Origin of the sequence: Brachybacterium subflavum (assembly GCF_009299795.1) — a bacterium.
GTDB classification, from domain to species: domain Bacteria; phylum Actinomycetota; class Actinomycetes; order Actinomycetales; family Dermabacteraceae; genus Brachybacterium; species Brachybacterium subflavum.
Genome location: NZ_VIGP01000001.1, coordinates 1 through 18,251 on the forward strand (window position 1 = coordinate 1; position 18,251 = coordinate 18,251).

13 protein-coding genes and 1 pseudogene are annotated in these 18,251 nt (G+C 65.0%); 3 read left to right on the forward strand and 11 right to left on the reverse strand.

Features of this window, described 5'->3' with window-relative positions:
* The 5 genes and pseudogenes from FHG10_RS00005 to FHG10_RS18420 form a co-directional block, all read right to left on the reverse strand.
* Nucleotides 1-820 (reverse strand): annotated as a pseudogene (locus tag FHG10_RS00005) (IS110 family transposase); the annotation flags it as partial.
* 533 nt (nt 821-1,353) lie between these two features.
* Nucleotides 1,354-4,086, reverse strand: coding sequence for a P-loop NTPase (locus FHG10_RS00010; RefSeq protein ID WP_152351307.1), 2,733 nt, complete (start codon nt 4,084-4,086; stop codon nt 1,354-1,356).
* Between the two features lie 452 nt (nt 4,087-4,538).
* Complete coding sequence (locus FHG10_RS00015; protein WP_152351308.1) at nt 4,539-6,302, reverse strand: DUF2075 domain-containing protein; 1,764 nt, start codon at nt 6,300-6,302, stop codon at nt 4,539-4,541.
* Nucleotides 6,289-6,609: a nucleotide pyrophosphohydrolase gene (locus FHG10_RS00020; protein WP_152351309.1), complete on the reverse strand. Its 321-nt coding sequence runs from the start codon at nt 6,607-6,609 to the stop codon at nt 6,289-6,291. Before FHG10_RS00020 ends, FHG10_RS00015 begins: the two co-directional genes overlap by 14 nt.
* A gap of 96 nt (nt 6,610-6,705) precedes the next feature.
* A complete protein-coding gene (locus FHG10_RS18420; protein WP_193636132.1) occupies nt 6,706-6,909 on the reverse strand; it encodes a hypothetical protein in 204 nt (67 codons plus the stop codon).
* Between the two features lie 440 nt (nt 6,910-7,349).
* On the opposite strand from FHG10_RS18420, the gene FHG10_RS00030 reads away from it, so the two are divergent.
* Nucleotides 7,350-8,369 carry a hypothetical protein gene (locus tag FHG10_RS00030; RefSeq protein ID WP_152351311.1) on the forward strand — a complete coding sequence of 340 codons (1,020 nt, stop codon included), beginning with the start codon at nt 7,350-7,352 and terminating at the stop codon, nt 8,367-8,369.
* 109 nt (nt 8,370-8,478) lie between these two features.
* Here the strand turns inward: FHG10_RS00030 and FHG10_RS00035 are convergent, their stop codons facing one another.
* From FHG10_RS00035 to FHG10_RS00055, 5 genes are all read right to left on the reverse strand, one after another.
* Nucleotides 8,479-9,942, reverse strand: coding sequence for a glycoside hydrolase family 1 protein (locus FHG10_RS00035; RefSeq protein WP_152351312.1), 1,464 nt, complete (start codon nt 9,940-9,942; stop codon nt 8,479-8,481).
* Complete coding sequence (locus FHG10_RS00040; protein WP_152351313.1) at nt 9,939-10,319, reverse strand: PTS lactose/cellobiose transporter subunit IIA; 381 nt, start codon at nt 10,317-10,319, stop codon at nt 9,939-9,941. The genes FHG10_RS00035 and FHG10_RS00040 overlap by 4 nt, the downstream gene beginning before the upstream one ends.
* Nucleotides 10,319-11,689: a PTS sugar transporter subunit IIC gene (locus FHG10_RS00045; RefSeq protein WP_152351314.1), complete on the reverse strand. Its 1,371-nt coding sequence runs from the start codon at nt 11,687-11,689 to the stop codon at nt 10,319-10,321. Before FHG10_RS00045 ends, FHG10_RS00040 begins: the two co-directional genes overlap by 1 nt.
* Nucleotides 11,686-12,021 carry a PTS sugar transporter subunit IIB gene (locus tag FHG10_RS00050; RefSeq protein ID WP_152351315.1) on the reverse strand — a complete coding sequence of 112 codons (336 nt, stop codon included), beginning with the start codon at nt 12,019-12,021 and terminating at the stop codon, nt 11,686-11,688. Before FHG10_RS00050 ends, FHG10_RS00045 begins: the two co-directional genes overlap by 4 nt.
* Nucleotides 12,022-12,123: 102 nt before the next feature.
* The gene (locus tag FHG10_RS00055) at nt 12,124-14,172 is read right to left on the reverse strand and encodes a BglG family transcription antiterminator (protein WP_152351316.1); all 2,049 of its coding nucleotides are present in this window, start codon (nt 14,170-14,172) and stop codon (nt 12,124-12,126) included.
* Nucleotides 14,173-14,235: 63 nt separating this feature from the next.
* Between FHG10_RS00055 and FHG10_RS00060 the strand changes: the two genes are divergently transcribed.
* Nucleotides 14,236-15,804 carry an FGGY family carbohydrate kinase gene (locus FHG10_RS00060; RefSeq protein ID WP_152351317.1) on the forward strand — a complete coding sequence of 523 codons (1,569 nt, stop codon included), beginning with the start codon at nt 14,236-14,238 and terminating at the stop codon, nt 15,802-15,804.
* Nucleotides 15,805-15,972: 168 nt separating this feature from the next.
* Nucleotides 15,973-16,614 (forward strand): DUF1684 domain-containing protein, encoded by a 642-nt coding sequence (locus FHG10_RS00065; protein WP_152351318.1) that lies wholly within the window; start codon nt 15,973-15,975, stop codon nt 16,612-16,614.
* A 111-nt stretch (nt 16,615-16,725) separates the two neighbouring features.
* Here FHG10_RS00065 and FHG10_RS00070 read toward each other — a convergent pair whose 3' ends face one another.
* Nucleotides 16,726-18,159 carry a sulfatase-like hydrolase/transferase gene (locus FHG10_RS00070; protein ID WP_152351319.1) on the reverse strand — a complete coding sequence of 478 codons (1,434 nt, stop codon included), beginning with the start codon at nt 18,157-18,159 and terminating at the stop codon, nt 16,726-16,728.
* Between the last annotated feature and the right edge of the window lie 92 nt (nt 18,160-18,251).

Consider the following 18,251-nt stretch of genomic DNA (forward strand, 5'->3'; position numbering starts at 1 on the left):
ACACCACCACTTACACAGACAGATTGACAGGCTCCGACCTCGCGGGCGACCGTGACTCGCTGCTCTTTCAGCTCCCTCACCTGACCAGCCACTCTGGGGATCACGAGCTCGACCGCCGCGGTCGCCGGCACCCTGTCACTGTCTGCTCGCCCAGCGCCGTGAAGATCTGGTCGATGAGTGCTTCCGGATCGCGGCGCGAGTGGGAGCGCGCGAACCTCAGAACTCTGCCCCGACCAGCCGTGTTGAGCCCGGTGGGGCCGCCGAACTTCTCCAGCAGGTCCAGTACCAGCGCTGTGGAGAGGCTGCTGCCGGCGAAGACCCGCTCGAGCGCGGGATGGATCTGTGTGAGCAGGGTCCGGATGCGATTCAATGCCCGCGTGGTCTCGTGAGCGAGGTCTTCGTCGAACCCGGCAAGGACCTTCAACGAGGAGAAGACCTCGCTGTCACGATCGACGCTGCGGAGCGTGTGGGGCATGGCCCGGGCAGCGTCAGCGATGATGAACGCATCGCGCGCATCAGTCTTTGACCTGCCCGGATAGAGGTCCGCGGCCTTCCGCATCGCCAGCCCGGGCAGATAGGCCACGGTGCAGCCCGCGTCCCAGGCGACCTCGATCGCCAGCGCGCCGATGGTGTTGGGCTGATCGACGACCATCAGCACCTCGCCGTGCTCCTGCAGGCTGATGAACAACTCTCGAAGCTCGGCCTTGTCCTGGACGAGGGGCTTGTCGAACAGACGGTTCCCGTCCGGGTCGAGAGCGCAGGCGTGGTGCCCGCTCTTCCCGACGTCCAGGCCGATCACAACCGCGAATCGGGCCTCCATGATGCTGTCCCTCCTTGAACGCATCGCTGCTGGTCGCAGTCACGACACCCGATGCCGACACCCACGTTACGAAGAGACCTCAGACTGTGCTGGACCGTGCCCCCCCCCCCCATCGGCGGTCAACGCGTGTTTCCCGACCGGGCGGCAACACCCCCGGATCATCAATGGCAGGGCAGAAAAGCCATACCCGGCCGAGCGACCAGACCCCGTCCCTCGGGGCCCTCACAAGGTACGGGCTTCGACGCCGCCACCACTTGGACACCGGAAATGAGAAACACACTTCGAGGGCGTGGTGTGAAAAACGAAACTCCGAGGCAAGCCTCGCGTCCGGTCGCCTCCTCTCGAGCGCTTGCGCAACCGGGCGCTGTCTTCCAGTGGCGTGAGCGGATGCCGAGTTATGTCGCGGAACGGATCGCCTCACGTCGGGTCAATGTCGAGATATCCACCCATCCTGCCGTCATGTGTCAATATAGTGCCCTCACTATCAGGTCATATTTCACTACCTCTAGTTAGAACAAAATGGAGTGTCACGGTTACCGCGCAGAAAGATCATAAAGAACCGCTTCGAGCGCAGAAAAGTGCAATTTTTTGGGGAGGCCACGAACCACTTCGGTTGCGAAGCTTTCAGACGATGCATCTACCATGCCTGCAAGTCCCGCGATGGCCTCATCGACATTTGTGACCCACTTTTCGCCAGAGTGGCGAACGACCGATCTATAACGGCGAGCCCAATCGGGCTTGACGCCAACGAGGTCGAGTTCATCGATCAAAAAGAGAACGGATGCCACGCCAGATGCGAATCCGTGGTTTTGCGTGGTTTCCCAGGCGTTGCATCCAGCGAGACCGAGGCAACTGAGGGGGTACTCCATATCCGAGGCGCTGTGGATTGGAACTCCAGGTATATCGGCAATACTCAAGAGGCCGTAATGAACATTTTCGACGAAGCGATCCTTCGATCCTAATGCCACGCCGTACTCGTTGAGAGCGATGCGCAACGAGGTTTCCCGGTCAGGAGCCTGCCATGAAGTAGAGATAGCGTGCTCGCCGAGATCGATTGCGTCTTCGACTCGATCCGCTCGCCTGTACGAACTGCTCAACCTGGCGGAATAGGAGAGGCGGGCGGGGCATTCGTCGTAGGCGGCCTCGGCCGCTAGGGTGGCCAGTTCTCTGTCAGGGATGTTCCTTGAGATATACGCCACGTCAATCAATTCTGGACTGTAGCCATCCTCCTCGATAAGAGACACCGCCGCTTTAACGAGCCTTGACACCGCGTCGCCCAGCGAGAAGCCCTCTTCGGCGGAGACATCAATAATCGCCTCAGCGATTGCCCTGTGTCGCGCATACACGTGCGATCCTGAGACCGACAAAGGGGCCTCGTCGCCCAGTGCGCGTAAGACAAGAGTATCGAGTTCAATTTTGGATAGGGCGAGCGCCCTGGCCAACACTCTCTTAGGGACCCCTGCGTTACCGTAGATCTGTGGAATCGACGCAAGGAAAAGCGGGTAGGCAAGTGAGGACTCACGAACACCAGAATTGGCTGAAGGGGCATCTGAAAGTATATCGGAGAGCCGTAAGACAAGTTCTCTAACGTGCGATCTCAAACCTCCGCCGTAGCGGATCTCCAGCGAGGCCCCGAAGAGTGTGCTGCTCTCCCCGTCTCCAGATCTCGAGAGCCGGATAAGCTCGCTCACCTTGGCATCAAAACTCGGCTTTGATGCTAGATCGCCGAGTGCCCTTTCGCCAAGCTGTTCCCACGAGCGGACGATCGAGCTCGCGTCGAGGTGTGTGAGGCCCTTCAATCGGTACGACTTGTAGTCCAGATACCTCGCCCATGGAAACCGGAAACCCCCGACGGATGCCCAATCCGTATCCCTGGCGACCGCAATAATGTGGAGGGGGCGCGGTGACTCGTCGTTGAGCTTCTGTGCAAGTGCGCGTAGCTGCCCGAAGGACTCATGGGCGTGGTCGAGCACAATCACGGTTTGCTGATTCGTGGACGCCGTAAGAACAGCATCTGGAGAAAACTTCTCATTCCTTGAGTAGAGGACGGCGTTTGCATCAACTTTTGAGAGCCGGGCCGCCAATTGGCATGCAACTGTCGACTTGCCCTCGCCGGCCGCACCTGTAATGAAGGTTAATGTCGGAACCCCGTTGGCAATTCTGGCGGCTAGTTGATTGTGCGCGGTAGGCACTGCGTCTAGAGACGCGATTAATGGGTTAAAGCCGTCGCGGATGGCGGGTTCCCTGCCGTCCAGGAAGGAAAGGGCCCTCGATTCGAGGTCTTGCTTGGATTGATCGCCGTGTTGTGCGGGGTCGACAAGGTCGAAACCTGTGATGCTTGATCGACTCGCACTCGATCGGCTGTTGTCCCCATATCTCAGATATTCGGCAACGGACATCTCGATATCGGGGATCCACGCGTTTGCGTCGCAGCCAGAATAGAAGGTGACCGAGGGGGAGCGCTCCAAGCGCGACAACACGCGACTGTCGTCTATGGTCGTCCTCAAATTGGGCGCTTGTCCGTAACTGCACCAGAGAATATCAAGCGTGTCCCGCGACGCCTCCGAGACCACTGCATCCAAGGCATTAGTGACGACATCATTCCATCCCGAGTAGCCAAGGACTATGAGTGTATGGCGAGTCAGCAGTGCCCGCAAAGAAGCAGATAAGAGTGGTCGCGCACCAGAAAGCTCGCTCATTCTGCTTAGCGTTGCACCTTCGCGCCAGAATCCATGGATATGCATAACGGCGGCGCTCTCACTCAGTTGCGGAGCTTGCTGGAGGCTCCCATCCCTGTCAATTATGTGAGTCGAGGCGGGCATTCCTGCTCTGCGCAGAGACACTTCAAACAGCGGGTCAAAATTCGTGGTAATAACCGGGCCTCGAAGGTGAGCCGGAAGGCCAGCCCAAATTCTTCCCAGTGCAGCTTGCCCTGGAGGCAACATCCAGCTGTCTGTGTCTATTTCGGCAGCGTACAATTCCTCTCCATTGAGGCGCCTTTCTGGGGTGTTGCCATCTTTTTTGTATGCACTAAGGACGGCGCTTGCAATTATTCGGTCCAGGTATTCACGCGGGCGTCGTAGAGATAAAAATTGAAATGCGCGTTGATACTTCTCTCCGGAGGATGACGCGGCGCTGAGATATTCGTCGTATTCTTGCCGGTCCCCGACGTCCAGGCTCTTTCTGATCGCTATTGCGATCTTCTCCACGCCCGGGACGGAGGGGGTTGAAATTCCGGATCCGAGCAACAGTGCGAGCGGTCTCATTTCGACAGAAGGGTCACTGGGCGACAGTGCAAATTTTATTCGCGCACTGAAGTCGCGGAATGTTCCGAAAGAGTTGTGATCCACTTGCCCTCCATTGGGTTGCGTCGAGGGGTATAATGTCGAGGGGTATAATATAGAGTCTCGCGGGTTCGGGTGGTAGTTGTCTTGCAGTTTGAGCACAGGTCCTGTTGTCGCTGATAGCGGCCGCCGAGTCGACGATCGAGGCGCGACCTGGAACGGACTCAGTGCGGCCAGCAGGACCGTAGAGTCCGTTCGTGCGGTCTGTCCGGGGCTTTGTGTCCTCTTCCGGGGAAGGCTTTGGGTAAGTCACGGCGGATTCCGTGGCCCGTTATGATCCAGCTTCGTGGATCGGTGGAACTGAGGACGCTGGGGTCGTCCCGGTAATGCTTGAGAGTCTGCGTGGTATGCGTCAGCTGTCGTCATGTCTCCGACTACTGGGTCATGGGAGCAGGTTCCTGTGCCGTTTGCTCAGCTCCTCGGACAATCGATTGGAACCTCTCACGTAGCCAGGGGTCCACCACATACACGTACGTCCCCCGCATCCCTCGCGTCAGTAGCACCCGGTACACGTTGGTGATGTAGCGCAGCAACTCCTCGTCCGACGTCTTCTGCCCACGCATCGTGTTGTTGGCCTTGCCCTTGGCGTCGAAGTAGTTCTTGCGGTCGGCGACGAGGCGTCCGGTCTCCGGGTCGATGCGCAGGTCGCCGCCGATGATGACTCCGGCGTAGTTGAGGTCGTATCCCTGGACGGTGTGGATCGAGCCGACCTCCTCGAGCGAGGTCTTCGAGGCGATCCAGTCGACGTCGGAGACGTTCCAGTCCAAGGCGACGCCGTCGAGCTCGATGTCGTGCAGACCGCTCTTGCCCTTGCTGCGCCACTTCCAGGCGTAGCCAGCTACGAGACGTGCGAGTCCGAACTCGGCGTCCCGCTCGCGGATCCTCTCGTGCATCGCGCCGAGGTCGTCGAACAGCTCGAACTCGTAATCCCCGAGATCCGGGAGCTCCGACGGCGGGTCATCGGAGACGAGAGCGCGGGCGAACTCGAGGTACTCCTTGCCGCCCTTCACACGCATCTGCGTGTCCAAGGGGTACAGGCGCTTCTGCTCCCTGGTCTCGGTGAGCACGCGCTCGAAGACCTCGGGCTCGATGTCGATCGGCCGTACGCTCTGCGCCGTGTCGAGCAGCAGGATCGTGTGGCGGGAGCGCTTGCGGATCCAGTCGAGCTGGTTGATCGCGAGGTCGTCCTCGCCGAAGAGGCGACGGGTGATCTCGCCGTACCGCGCGGTGAGCGTGCCATGAGCCTGAGCACCGCGCTGGGTGAGGCGGTGGGCCTCGTCGACCACGATGACGTCGAAGTCCTCTTCTGCGTCGGCGACCTCGTAGGGCGTGAGCACCTCCGCATCGCGCAGCGCAGGCACCTTCTTGAAGACCCTGCTGATGGACTTGCGCAGGGACTTCTGCGGGATCACGAGCCCGATGCGCAGGCCGCTGAACAGGTCGCGGTTCCCCTCGACGAAGAGGTCGGAGAACATCGAGTCGCCCTCGACCTCGTCGGTCGGGTCGAAGACCGCGAGGTCGCGCATGAGCTTCATGAGGTAGATGCCGACGATGGTCTTGCCGGTCCCGGGATCGCCCTGGATCGCCGCGATGGTGCGCACCTCGGGATGGTGCAGGTCCTCGACCAGACCCTCCATGATGTCGAGGACGGCGACGCCCTGCTCGGTGTTGAGCGCCTTGTACGGGGACAGCTTGAACAGGTCGGAGTTCTCGATCTCGGGGATCGAGCGCTCGAAGTAGCCCCGGCTGCGGAGCTCCTCGAAGATCTCCTTGAAGGTGTCGTTGTACTCGCTGCGCTGGAAGTAGTCCTGGTTGGTGATGCCCTCGTTGCGGTTCAGCACCTCGTACTTGCCGTCCCCGCCCAGGAGCCGGATGAGGAGCGACTCGAGGTCCAGGCAGGCGGAGCCGTTGAACCGCTTGTCGAAGACGATGCGCACCTCCTTGAGGTGCTGCTTCTGCTCGGACTTGAGGTGCTGGCGCATCCGACGGTCGGCACTGCCCGTCTCGCCGACGTAGATGTCGTGGCCATCCTCGATGAGGTAGACGACCGGCCAGTTCGAGAACCGCGGAACGCGTCCCCTGGTCTCCTCGACCGACTCGGGAGTGAAGCGGAGCTCCTCGATCTCAAAGGCGGTCATACTTCGTGCTCCGTCCCTTCGCCTTCTCGACCGGGTACTTCCGACCGGTGCGCTCGAGCTTGTCGAGGACGATCTGCTCGGGGTCCAACTCGAGCCTGTCCGCGAGCAGCAGCGCGTAGGTGAGGACATCGGCGAGCTCGCCGGCGACCTCGTCGCGGTCGGCATCACCGTCCCACTGGTAGCACTCGAGCAGCTCGGCGGCCTCGATCGAGATCGACTTCGCGAGGTTCTCGGGGGAGTGGAACTGGCCCCAGTCGCGCTCAGCCATGAAGGTTCTCAGGGCCTCGATCGTGCGCTCTGTCGACATGATGGTGAACCTAACAGCATTCGTGGACTGTGCGGGAGGGTGTGAGGGCGTTCTGGGCGGTTGCCGCTCAGCGTGCGGCGCCCTGGAACGGAAGGGTCAGATCACCTCCAACAGCCCCCGAATGAACTCCTCATACGTCCCCGCCCGCCTCGCGAGCCGCTCCACGTTCCCCCGCTTGGACAGCGCCCGGATCAGCGCTTCGAACAGCTCGCCGAACTCCTTGCGGCTGTCCTTGCTGAAGGCCATCATCACGACGGTCGAGACCTCGTTCTCGCCCCGTGCGATGGGCTGCTTCGGCACGTAGACGGCGATCGACGGGGTGTGGGCGTCGATCTTCGTCGAGTGGGTGGGATGCGACGTCCGTGCCCAACGACGTCGGGGGCATCTTCTCGCGCTCCAGCACTCCGCGGTGGAAACTGAACTCGACCATCCCGGCCTCGCCGAGCACCGCGCGCACGCGAATGTTTCACATTCCGGCACGATCTCAAGGACTTGTTGTCGCACTTGTCTAACGTGTTGGAAGCCGCGAAGCATAGGGGGTTATGACGGCAGAGTCAGGGGCCCGCGGGGCTGCTGAGGGGGAGGGGAGGGCCAGGGGCCCACCGGGAGTCGGCGAGATGAAGTCTGGGAGTGCTGGGGTGCTCGGCAGTTGGGGTGGGCAGTCGCCATCCTCGATGCGTCGCGCACTTCATGGGTGTGCGACGCTGAGAAGTGACGATGTGCACGGGAAGGACGTGTCCATGTTGGTGTGGATGATCGTGGTTGCGGCAACGGCTTCCTATTCGATTGTGCTCGCCGTTGGCGGGATTGCGAACATGATGACGCCGCGGCGGGTTCCGGCGCGTGAATCGTTTTCGCAAATCAGAGGCCGCGCGATCCAGACAAGGGACATTGTTTTGCCTGCTGTTGCGGCGGCATTTCTTGGGTTCATCGTCAGTCTCGCAGCCAGTTTTGTGAACGAGGGATTTCGGTCACCATTCGCTTCACGACTTGGCGTTCGGGGCGTCGACTACCTGCTCTTGCTGGTCGTTGGTGGCGCGCTATGCCTCTTGGGTCTGATTGTGCTCGTGGAAAGAACTCGGGTAGGCGCAAGAGACCTTGCGTGTCATCCGGCGGCGATCAATCGAGTGGCAGTACTGATGGGCCGGGGCAATGTTGTTGAGGACCTTGACTTCACTGATCTTGAGCGCAATTTGCGAACGTGGGAGGCGGGTAGGGGGCGTTCTGCTGTCGGGATTGTTTTCGGGAAGAAGGCGTCGCCGCACCTAAATAAGCTACTCGCGGGTGCGGGTGCGGGTGCGGGTGCGGGTGCGGGTGTTGGCCGTCGACGGTCGCCGTCTTTTGAATTTTCGATTCGATTGGCGATTGCGATGGCTGCAGACTATCCCGCCAGGGGCGCGGTGGTGCCCGTTACGTTCTTGGTGGGATTTGTTTCGACCGCGCTCTCGTCGATCTGGGTGTCAGTGATGCCCCACGATGGAATGGGGGTGTCGACGGCGGTTGCCGTTGCGATTATTTGTGCAGTCTGCCAGACGGGGGCGTTGGTGTTTTACTTACAGACTCGTGCGCGGCAAGTGGTGGCGACTTACCGGATTGATTCAATAGAGCTGATGGCGGCCAAGAGAAGGGTTGATTCTCTACGTCGCCAATTGCATTCTTTGGCATCGCATGATCCGGGCGTCTCTATGTCGAATTCTGGCATACGGTGTTGGGCTGTACGGGTCCGTCATGCATTTGTGGCTCGTTGCCGCAGGCGATAGGACGCCGTGCCAACGGGGCGCGGTAGAGCGAAGGGTGGGGTTTTTCGGGCAGACAGGCTCCCGAATACCGGGATAGCGTGCCTGCCCGAGATTGGAGTCTACAGGCGCGTCAGTCGATCTCCGCCCCACCACTCTCGATGACCCGCCGGTACCAGGCGTACGAGTCCTTCGGGATGCGGCGACCGCTGCCGTTGCCGGCATCGTCGAGGTCTACGTAGAGGAACCCGTACCGCTTGCTCATCTCGCTCGAGGAGCACGAGACGATGTCGATCGGCCCCCAGGGGAACCAGCCCCGCAGGTCGACGCCGTCCTGGATCGCCTCCCGCATCGCGCGCACGTGCTCGCGCAGATAGTCGATGCGGTAGTCGTCGTGCACGGTGCCGTCGGCCTCGAGGACGTCCCGTGACCCGAAGCCGTTCTCGGTGATCATGATCGGCACCTGGTAGCGGTCCCAGTACTCGTTGAGGGCGCGCCGCAGTCCGAGCGGATTCTTCGTCCACCCCCACTCGGAGGCCTCGAGGTGCGGGTTCCGGAAGCCGTCGTACTCGCCGCCCTCCCACGTCTGAGCATCGATCGCATTCGTGTAGTAGTAGGAGAACGTCAGCAGATCGGCCGTGCCTTCTGCGAGCGCTTCGGCGTCGCCCTCTCCGAATTCCACCGTGATCCCGCGGTCGCGGAAGTGGCGCCATGCGTAGCCGGGGTATCGCCCGCGCAGGGCGACATCCGCGAAGAAGTACTGCATCTGGTTCTGCTGCGTGGCAGCGAACAGATCCTCCGGCTTGGGGGAGATGGGGTCGGCGAGCGTGTGGCACAGCATGACGCCGAACTGCAGATTCTTACCGAGGCTGTGGCCGTAGGCAGTGATCCTCGCGGCGCTGACCATCTCGTTGTGCACGGCCTGGTACTTGGCCGACGGCAGGTCCTCGACCTTGTCCGCGGCGACGCCCAGGTGGTTGAAGGACTCATGGGTGATGAGGTTGATCTGGTTGACGACGATCCAGTGCTTCACACGGTCCGCGTACCTGTCCAGCAGCACCTTCCCGAAGCGCTCGAAGAAGCCGATGACCTCCCGTGAGTACCACCCGCTGTACTTCTGGGTCAGTGCCAGCGGCATCTCGTAGTGGGACATCGTCAGGACCGGCACCATCCCGTGCTCGATGATCGAGTCGATGAGGCGGTCGTAGAACTCCAGGCCCTCCTCGTTCGGCGTCGTCTCGTCGCCCTCGGGGAAGATCCGCGCCCAGCTGATGGAGGTGCGGAAGGCGTTCATCCCGGTGCCGGCCAGGAGCTCGAGATCGGAGTCGAAGGTGTGGAAGAAGTCGATCCCCTGGCGCTTGGGGTACCGGCCCTCCGCGTCCTCCTGGTGGAAGCGGACGCGATCGCTCGTCATCTCCTTGTTGGAGCGCTTCTCGGGCGGGACATCGCCCCGGTATTCATTGATGTCCGCGAGGCTCCAGCCCTTGCCGCCCTCCTGCCAGGCGCCCTCGGCCTGGTTCGCGGCGATCGCGCCTCCCCAGAGGAAGTCGTCGGGGAAGGCATCCGCGCCCTGAGCCTGCGTGTCCGTGCGTGTCATCGGTTCTCCTCCAGTGCGGTCAGGCGGTCGTCGAAGCTGCTGAGGACGGGCAGGATGCGCTTGATGATGCGGTACTCGCTGTAGGCGGTCATCATCGTGTCCTGCGCGTGGCTGAACAGCATGGAATGGTCGGTCTGCTTGTCCGAGGCCTCGGCCTGGATGGTGTCGGTGTGGACCTTGTGCGCGACCTCGAGCTCCTCGTGGGCCTGGGCGAGGTGCTCCGCGGCCGCGCCGAAGTCGCCGGACTCGACGGCTCGCAGGCTGCGATAGACCGAGGAGCGTCCTTTCCCGGACTCGATGAGGATGGTCATGGCGGTCTCGACCAACGAACCGGCGGTCATTGGTTCCGGGCCGACGGGGATACCGGGGTCGGTCATCACGCATCACCCTTCGTGGTGGAGGACTTCGCTGCGGCCTGCAGCGCGGGGGAGAGCCGCTTGGACGAGCGGCGGATTCCGTTGTCGGCGCGCGCCCCGGCGGAAGGAGCCGACGGACCGTCCGAGGGCGGAGCGGCGGCCTGAGCGGCCGCTGCCGCCGTCTCCTTGCGGAGGGTCTCTCGGTCGTGGACCCGGAAGAACGGGAACCAGATGAGGCCCGAGACGACGAAGATGATCGCGACGAGCACGATGGCGCCGAGCGAGCTCGTGGACAGCCAGGTGGCCACGGGGAACGGCGTGTACCAGAGCGCGAAGGAGCGGGTGGGCACCGGTGCCAGCGGTACGACCTTGATGAAAAACCACATGATGAGCGGCAGGATCAGCCCCTGCAGCCACATGCCGATCATCATGGTCGGGTTCCAGGCGATGGTGCCGAAGATGATCGGCTCGTTGATGTTGAGGATGCTCGGGACGAGGCTCGCCCTGCCGAGTGCCTTGAGAGAGCGGGAGCGGGCGCGGAACGCCATGAAGAGTGCCAGCGAGAGCGTCGCGCCGATGCCGCCCACCCAGAGGTAGGTCGCGTAGATGGACGAGTAGGTCGCGAAGTTCTCCGCCGTGCCGGCGACGTTCTGGGCGTCCGCCGCGTAGAGCGCGGGGATGATCACGGGAGTGAGGACCCACGCGGAGATGCCCATCGAGTAGATGAAGCACGTGATGAACATGGCCGCCATCAGACCGAGCGGGTTCTGCAGCATGCTCGACAGCGGGCTCAGGACGAACTGCACCACTCCGAACAGGTCGAAGCCTGCGACCTGGACGAGAAGCCACATGGGGACGACGGTGAGCGCGATCGGGAGCATCGAGTCGAACCAGGCGCGCACGAAGTCCGGCACGGGCGAGTCGTCCTTGAAGAACGTGAACGAGCCGAAGATCTTCATCACGAGGCCGACGAACAGGCCGGTGACGATCGCGACGAACATGCCGCCGGCCCCGAGGGCGTCGTGCTGCAATCCGGGCTCGTCGGCCTTCAGCACCTGCGGGGTGACCGAGATGAGGAAGACGACGATGCCGGTGAGGCCTGCGATCTGACGCTGCTTGCGCAGCTTGAACTTCTCCATGAGGTTGAAGGGGAGAAGGAACGACACGAACAGGCCGATCATCCCCATCGTCCATCCGAACGGCACCCAGAAGCTCGGCAGCCACGAGATGTAGTCGTTGAGGACCGCGAGCATCGCGAACACGGACCCCAGGAAGATGAACGGAAGGGTCTGCATGACCGAGTCCTTGAGGGACACGATCCACGGATTGTTGTTGACGACGTTCAGGCGGGGGCCGAACGAGTGCTCGAGCCAGTGCATGAAGCCCTTCATGACGCACTCGCCCCGTCGTCCTCGGTGAACGCGCCGAGCAGGTGGTCGAGCGCCGCATCCCCGTCGAGCGCCGCGTAGTAGTCGGGGCGCATGAGCACCACGGCTACGTCCGCATCTCCGATGTAGTCATCGGCCTCCTCGAAGAGGTAGGCGAGATGCGGGCCGATCATGAGGGCGTCGATCTCCGACACGTAGTTCTCGATCTCGCTCTCGCCTCGCGCGAACGTCTCCACGCTGAGACCCCGCGATGATGCGGCTTTGCGGATGTTGCTTGCCATGAACCCGCTGCTGGCTCCTGAGCCGCAGACGAGCATCACGCGCAGATCAGCCATGATCCTTCTCCTTCGAACACGTCCCTGTGCTGGTGCTCCCATGATCAGAGCCCGCGACCCGTGGGAACCAGGCAAGTTTTCTGCCGCACCCCCGGCAGAGATCTACTCGAGAAGGCGCAGGAGCTGATCCAGGAAGGCGTCGAAGTCCCCGCCGAGCGCCGCCAGTCGCAGGACGTTCTCCGGGTCGGACAGCACGGAGATCAGAAGCTCCAGGACATCCCGGAAGGCGGGGAGTCCGTCGGGCGCGATGGAGAACAGCATCATCAGGCGCACCGGCGTTCCAGCCCAATCGATGTCCCGATCAGAGGTGAGCACGCAGATGGTGGTGCGCACGGCGTCGTGTCTCAGCGAGTGCGGGATGGCGAAGCGTCCTGGGAAGGCGGTGGGGGAGCGCTGGTCCCGTTCGAGAACATCGGTCTCGAAGGACGCGGGTACCGCGCCCACGTCGTGCATCGCGGAAGCCCCGTGACGCATCGCCGATTCGCCAGTGCGGACGGATGCGTCGCGGAGGAACAGCGCCGGGTCGAGCAGCCTCACGAGCCGTGCTCGCGCGCGGTCCCGGCGCTGTCGGTCCTGCTCGAGACGAAGCGCTCGCTGCACGGCCTGGAGATCCTGTTCCGTGAGCAGCGGGGAGACGCGGACGACGGGAGTGCCGCTCAGCTCCGGCAGGGGCACTGTGGTCACCACCAGGTCGGAGGTGATCGTCCCCAGGCGGGCGGCGTCCTGTATCCGATGCTCGATGACGGCCGATGGGTCGACCGCTACGCCCAGGCGGTCTGCGAACGAGCTGGTGACGGTTCCGTACCGGGGAGCGACAAGGGTGATCGTGACGCGTGGTCCGCTTTCCACCTGGAATCGGAACTCGGTTCCCAGATGGAGGGACAACAGCTCGATCTCTCCCTCGGTGAATCGCAGTCCCGTCCGCCGCTCAAGGTGATGGACGAAATGCACCGTGATCTCGTGGACCATCGGAAGGGTCCGCTGGAAGTCATGGCCGAAGGCGGACTCGATCTGACGACCGGCACGTGCCCGTTCGACGAGCAGTCGGGTATGGCGCGCGAGGGCGGTCCGCGAGCTGGAGCGCCCCCACTGCAGGCCGAACTCGCGGGCGACGGTGTCGAGTGCATCGTCGAAGCACATCATGAAGTCGTCGTCGAGCGACCTTCCCTGCGGATCCGCTGAAGGATGGCCGGTTCCGGTGGTGATTGCCTGGCTCAGGATGTCGAGCTCTCCGGCGGGCAGGTCAACACCGGTTGCCGTGCGGATCCGCGCCATGACGTCGGCGGCGACCCCATCGTCCGCTGTCGTCGAGGTCGAGGTCGAGGTCGATGCTCGTGCAGCAGGTGGCGTCGGATCGTCCACGGGCTCGCGATGCTCGATGGAGACCGCGAGGTGCACGAGGAGGTCGGAGAGCAGATACGGGTTCATCTCGCGGCCGTGGGCGCCGAGTCCGCCGGTGACCGCCCCGTGCAGCAGGGCGAGCAGACCTTCGGGGTCCTTCCGCACTGCCGCCATCACGTCGACGGGCGCACCGTCCTCGCGACTGAACAGCAACGAGCGCAGCAGGCGCCTCCGATCCCGATCCGTACCGCTGACCCGCAGTCGGTCACGGTGCCGGCGGAAGGTCAGAGCGTGACTCTTGAGGATCGCCCTTGCCTTGGTCAGATCCCCCTCCAACGTGGAGTCGCTGACGTGCAGCGACTCGGCGAGCTCATAGACGTCGGTCGACTCCGCGCTGATGATCGTGCGCAGGACCTGGTCGAGACGTGCCTGGGGGCCGCCGTCCGCGATCCCGCCGACCTGCGGGAGCGCACGTTGTCGATTGAGAGCGTCGCGGCTGAGCCGATAGCCGCGCTCATCGGAGAGGATCGCGGGAGATGGCGCCGTCGAATTGATCCGTGCGACGTCGTCCCGGATGGTCCGCGGAGCGGCCCCGAGGGCGGCCGAGAGCCTCCGCGCGGACAACGGCGCGTCGGCCTCGTTGAGCAGATCGAGCAGCGATCTCTCACGCTGCTCGCGGGTGCGGGCGATGGTGGTCTCCTTCGACCTCGGGGTGGTACTGATAGCTGACGATGCCTTCCCAAAGTAGCCGAGGAGGTGAGTGGCCGCGAGATCGGTAGATTGTGGGCCCTGGGCGCCGAGATGACTCACTCGCAAGGAACGATCGGCCTGATGGGGGAGTTGGAGCTCGACCTCGCCCCATACCCTGTCCCCATGCCTCCGCTGCTCTGCCTCGACCTCGGCACGTCCTCCGCGAAGGCGGCGCTGATCGACCTCGAGGGCCGGCCCCTCGCCACAGCCAGCGCTCCGTACCCCACCACCTCGACGCCCGACGGCGGCTCCGAGCAGGATCCCGCGCAGTGGATCCACGCGGCCCGCACGGCGATCGCGCAGGTGCTTCCGCGATCGGCCGACGTCGCGGCGCTCTGCCTCACCGGCCAGATGCAGGACCTGATCCTCGAGAGCTCGGCAAGCGGCGATCACGGCGCGGTCCGCCCCGCCGTCCTCTACACCGACCTCCGCGCGAGCACCGAGGCCCGCGAGATCCGCGAGGCCCTCGACCGTGCTGGCGAGGACTGGGACGTACTCGCCGGCAACCAGCAGGACGCGAGCAGTTGCGCCGCCATGTTCCGGCGACTCGTGCGTGTCGAGCCCGAGGTCGTCGGCCGAGCCCGCGGCATCACCTTCGGGCCCGCCGGCCACCTCGCGCGCCGCCTCGGCGCAGGCACCTGGTGCGACCCGACCACCGCCTCGACGACGGGTCTGCTCGATGCCCGCACTCGCGACTGGTCGCCCGCCGTCGCCCGCGCGGCCGGCATCGACCCGGTCCTGCTGCCGCGCCTCACGCGCGGGATCGGCGAGGTCGTCGGCCGCACGGGCGAGAGTGCCCGCGATCTGCTCGGCCTCCCGTCCGGCATCCCGATCTTGCTCGCCCCCGGAGATGCGGGCGCCGCGGCCATCGGTGTCACCGGCACCGCGCCCGGACGCGACCACGCTTCCCTCGGAACGAGCGGCTGGATCGCAAGGATCCGCGACGTGCCAGCCGAGCGCGCCTCGTCGGTTGACGCCTCCCACCGCCTCGCGCTCGGTGACCTGGAGCTCCGCATCTCCGCCGTCCTCGCCGCCGGCGCGGCCGCCGCGTGGGCCCGCGAGACCTTTCTGCGCGGTGCCTCGCCCGCCGGGGCCGACGCGCTGCTGGAGCAGCGGGAGCGCGAGCACGGACGCGGTCCGACGGGACTGCTCGTGCTGCCCTCGCTCGGCGGGGAGCGCTACCCCGTGCGGGACGACGCGCTGCGCGGCGCCGTGCTCGGCCTCGACCCCACGACCCGCCCCGTCGACCTGTACGCCGCGACCCTCGAGGGCCTCGCCCTCGCCCTCTCGCACGCGCTCGAGCCCGCGCAACACGGAGTTGCCCCAGCCGGAGGCGACGCCGCCAGTCCACCAGGCGATGCCCTGCTCACCGTGTTTGGCGGGGGAGCGGTCTCTGCTCCCTGGCGACGGATCCTGGCCGACGCCACCGGCCGACCCGTCCACAGCATCGAGCGCGACGGCCAGCAAGCCGATGCCCGGACGCCGGAGACCGCACAGGTCGACGCGACCCTGCTGGGCGCGGCGATCGCGGGCGCTGATGCCCTCGGACTCCCGCACCGGATCGCTCCGCTCGCCGAGCGCGACGGCGACCTCACCGACCCGGACCAGGCCTCCGCGGGGGCGTATGCCCGGCTGCGACCGGCCCACCGCGCGCTGTACGACGCGGCGGCGCAGATCGGCCGCCTGCGGTAGGTTCGGAAGCCGCTGCACGACGGACGGCCTCCGCGGCGCTTCCGGGTCGTTCCGGGGACGCGCCGACGCGGCACCGGTAACACTGCGCCGGCACCACGGCGCCGACGACCGGCCAGGGGGCGCGCCGCCCCGCATCAGCGGCGCAGTCACCGAGGAGGGAGCATCGCGTTGACACCATCACCGGAGCACACCGACCTCCACCGGACCGATCCCGCGGACCTCCTCGCGACCGTCGACTGGCGGCGCACGGTGTTCGACCTCTACCGCCGCGTGCGCGAGGCCGCCGACCCCGAGACGGGGCATCGGCTCTGGCGCGCCGAGCGCGATCGGCTGTTCGCGCACCACCCCGCCTCCCCGCTCCTGCCCGAGGACGCCGCGACCTTCCGCGGGCTCTCTGTCGCCGACTACGACCCCCGGTGGCGGTTCCGCGCCCGGATCGAGCCCGCGCCGCCGCAGTCCTTCGCGGTCACCACCGGCACCGACGGTGTCGTGACCTTCGAACGTCTTGGGTTCGTCCGGCTCGCGGACAGAGGGACCCTCGACGTCTGGTCCCACACCGGCTATGGCGGAGGCGTGTTCGGCCCGGTCAAGGACGCCGGAGCCGGAAGTACGACCTACGGCGGCGGTCGCTACCTCATCGACACGATCAAGGGCGCCGACCTCGGCGACGGCGACGACCTCGTGCTCGACCTCAACTTCGCGTTCAACCCGTCGTGCGCGTACGACCCGATGTGGGCGTGCCCGCTGGCGCCGTCCGGCAACATCCTCGCCGACGTCGTCCCCGTCGGCGAGCTGCACTCGGCGCACTGAGCCCGCCTCCGTAGGACGCTGCCGGGCGCAGTCCGGACCCCCTGTGGAGCACACGATCCGGAGCCGTCGGCCGCGTCGGTGGGTTCGTCCCGAGATGATGCACCGGTGCCCTCAGAACGGCGCCAACCGCTCCCGCGACCGATCCTCGGTCGCCACCAGCACGTCCAGCAGGAACGCCTGCATCTCCGCTCGTGTCTCCCGTGCTGACGCCTCGTCCCACAGGTTGTGCAGCTCGTCCGGATCCGCGGCGAGGTCGTAGAGCTCCCCGGTGCGTTCCCGGTCGGTCGAGGGACGCCCGTGGTGCACGACGATCTTCCACGTGCCCCGGCGGACCATCGTGGTCTGCACGGGAGGGTCGTACGCCCAGCAGCCGTCGCGGTACTCCGAGAGCACCCAGTCGCGATCATCGAACCGACCGCCCGACCACAGCGGCGCGAGGTCGCGCCCCTGCGCCCGCGGGAGCCCGTCCGATCCCGCCGCCGCGAGCAGAGTCCGCGTCAGGTCGATCCACTCCACGAGCTCGTCGGCGACCATGCCTTCGGGGATCCGCCCGGGCCAGCGCACGAGCAGCGGCACCTTCACCGAGCAGTCGAACATCATCGGCCCCTTGAGCAGCATGCGGTGATCGCCCAGCATCTCCCCGTGGTCGCTCGTGAAGACCACCAAGGTGTCCTCGGTCAGCCCCTCGCGCTCGAGGGCATCGAGGATCCGCCCCACCTCCTCGTCGACGAGAGTGACCATCGCGAAGTACTGGGCCTTGATCTCCTGGAGATCCTCGGGGGAGTAGTCGTCGAACCCCGGCATGTGCCCCGCGTAGGACTTCGCGGACTCCTGGGCATAGATCGGAGGCTTGGTCGCGAGCTCGTCCTCGATCGTCACGGGCGCCGGCAGCGCAGTGGCGTCGTACAGGTCCCGGAACCGCTGGGGCGCCTCGAACCCGTGATGGGGATCGAAGAAGTTCGAGATGAAGCAGAAGGGACGATCCTTCTGCCGCGAGTGACCGAGGAACTCGATGGTCTCCTCGGCGACCCAGTGCGAGTAGTGCGCCTCCTGCGGCAGGGAGTCGATGGACCTCTCGCGCCGCGCCACGGCGCTCTCGAACAGGTCCGGATGCGTGCGCCGCAGCCAGTGGTGGTACTCGTTGCCTGCCGAGCGCAGGTACGGGTCGTGCGCCCAGCGGAACACGCGCAGGCCGTCGTCCAGACGCGGCTCGATCCTCCCGTCGAACGCCGATCCGAGATGGAGCTTGCCGGCGAGACCGCAGTCGTACCCCTCGTCGGCGAGGGTCTTCGTGAACAGCTGCTCGCCGGGGTCCATGTCCACGCCGTTCGCCCACAGGCCGTGGTGGCGCGGGTACCGCCCCGTCATCAGGCTCCCTCGGGAGGGAGCGCAGATCGGCGACTGCGTGTAGCAGTTCGTGAACCGCGCGCCCTGCGCGGCCAGACGATCGAGGTGCGGGGTGCGGATGTGCTCGTTGCCCGCGGCGCCGAGCGCGTCAAAGCGCTGCTGGTCGGTGCACAGGAACAGGATGTTGGGACGGGGCATGGTTCCTCCGGGGCTGTCGTTCCGGGCCGCTGCGGACATCGGATCCGGCAGCGGGCGAGGGGGAGTGGGGCGCGGTCGTCTCGCGCAGGAGC

Coding starts and splice junctions, on each gene's coding strand:
- FHG10_RS00030 (WP_152351311.1), top strand. CDS start 7,350: ATGTTGGTGTGGATGATCGTGGTTGCGGCAACGGCTTCCTATTCGATT.
- FHG10_RS00045 (WP_152351314.1), bottom strand. CDS start 11,689: ATGAAGGGCTTCATGCACTGGCTCGAGCACTCGTTCGGCCCCCGCCTG.
- FHG10_RS00070 (WP_152351319.1), bottom strand. CDS start 18,159: ATGCCCCGTCCCAACATCCTGTTCCTGTGCACCGACCAGCAGCGCTTT.
- FHG10_RS00060 (WP_152351317.1), top strand. CDS start 14,236: ATGCCTCCGCTGCTCTGCCTCGACCTCGGCACGTCCTCCGCGAAGGCG.
- FHG10_RS00035 (WP_152351312.1), bottom strand. CDS start 9,942: ATGACACGCACGGACACGCAGGCTCAGGGCGCGGATGCCTTCCCCGAC.
- FHG10_RS00010 (WP_152351307.1), bottom strand. CDS start 4,086: ATGAGACCGCTCGCACTGTTGCTCGGATCCGGAATTTCAACCCCCTCC.
- FHG10_RS00015 (WP_152351308.1), bottom strand. CDS start 6,302: ATGACCGCCTTTGAGATCGAGGAGCTCCGCTTCACTCCCGAGTCGGTC.
- FHG10_RS00040 (WP_152351313.1), bottom strand. CDS start 10,319: ATGACCGACCCCGGTATCCCCGTCGGCCCGGAACCAATGACCGCCGGT.
- FHG10_RS00020 (WP_152351309.1), bottom strand. CDS start 6,609: ATGTCGACAGAGCGCACGATCGAGGCCCTGAGAACCTTCATGGCTGAG.
- FHG10_RS00050 (WP_152351315.1), bottom strand. CDS start 12,021: ATGGCTGATCTGCGCGTGATGCTCGTCTGCGGCTCAGGAGCCAGCAGC.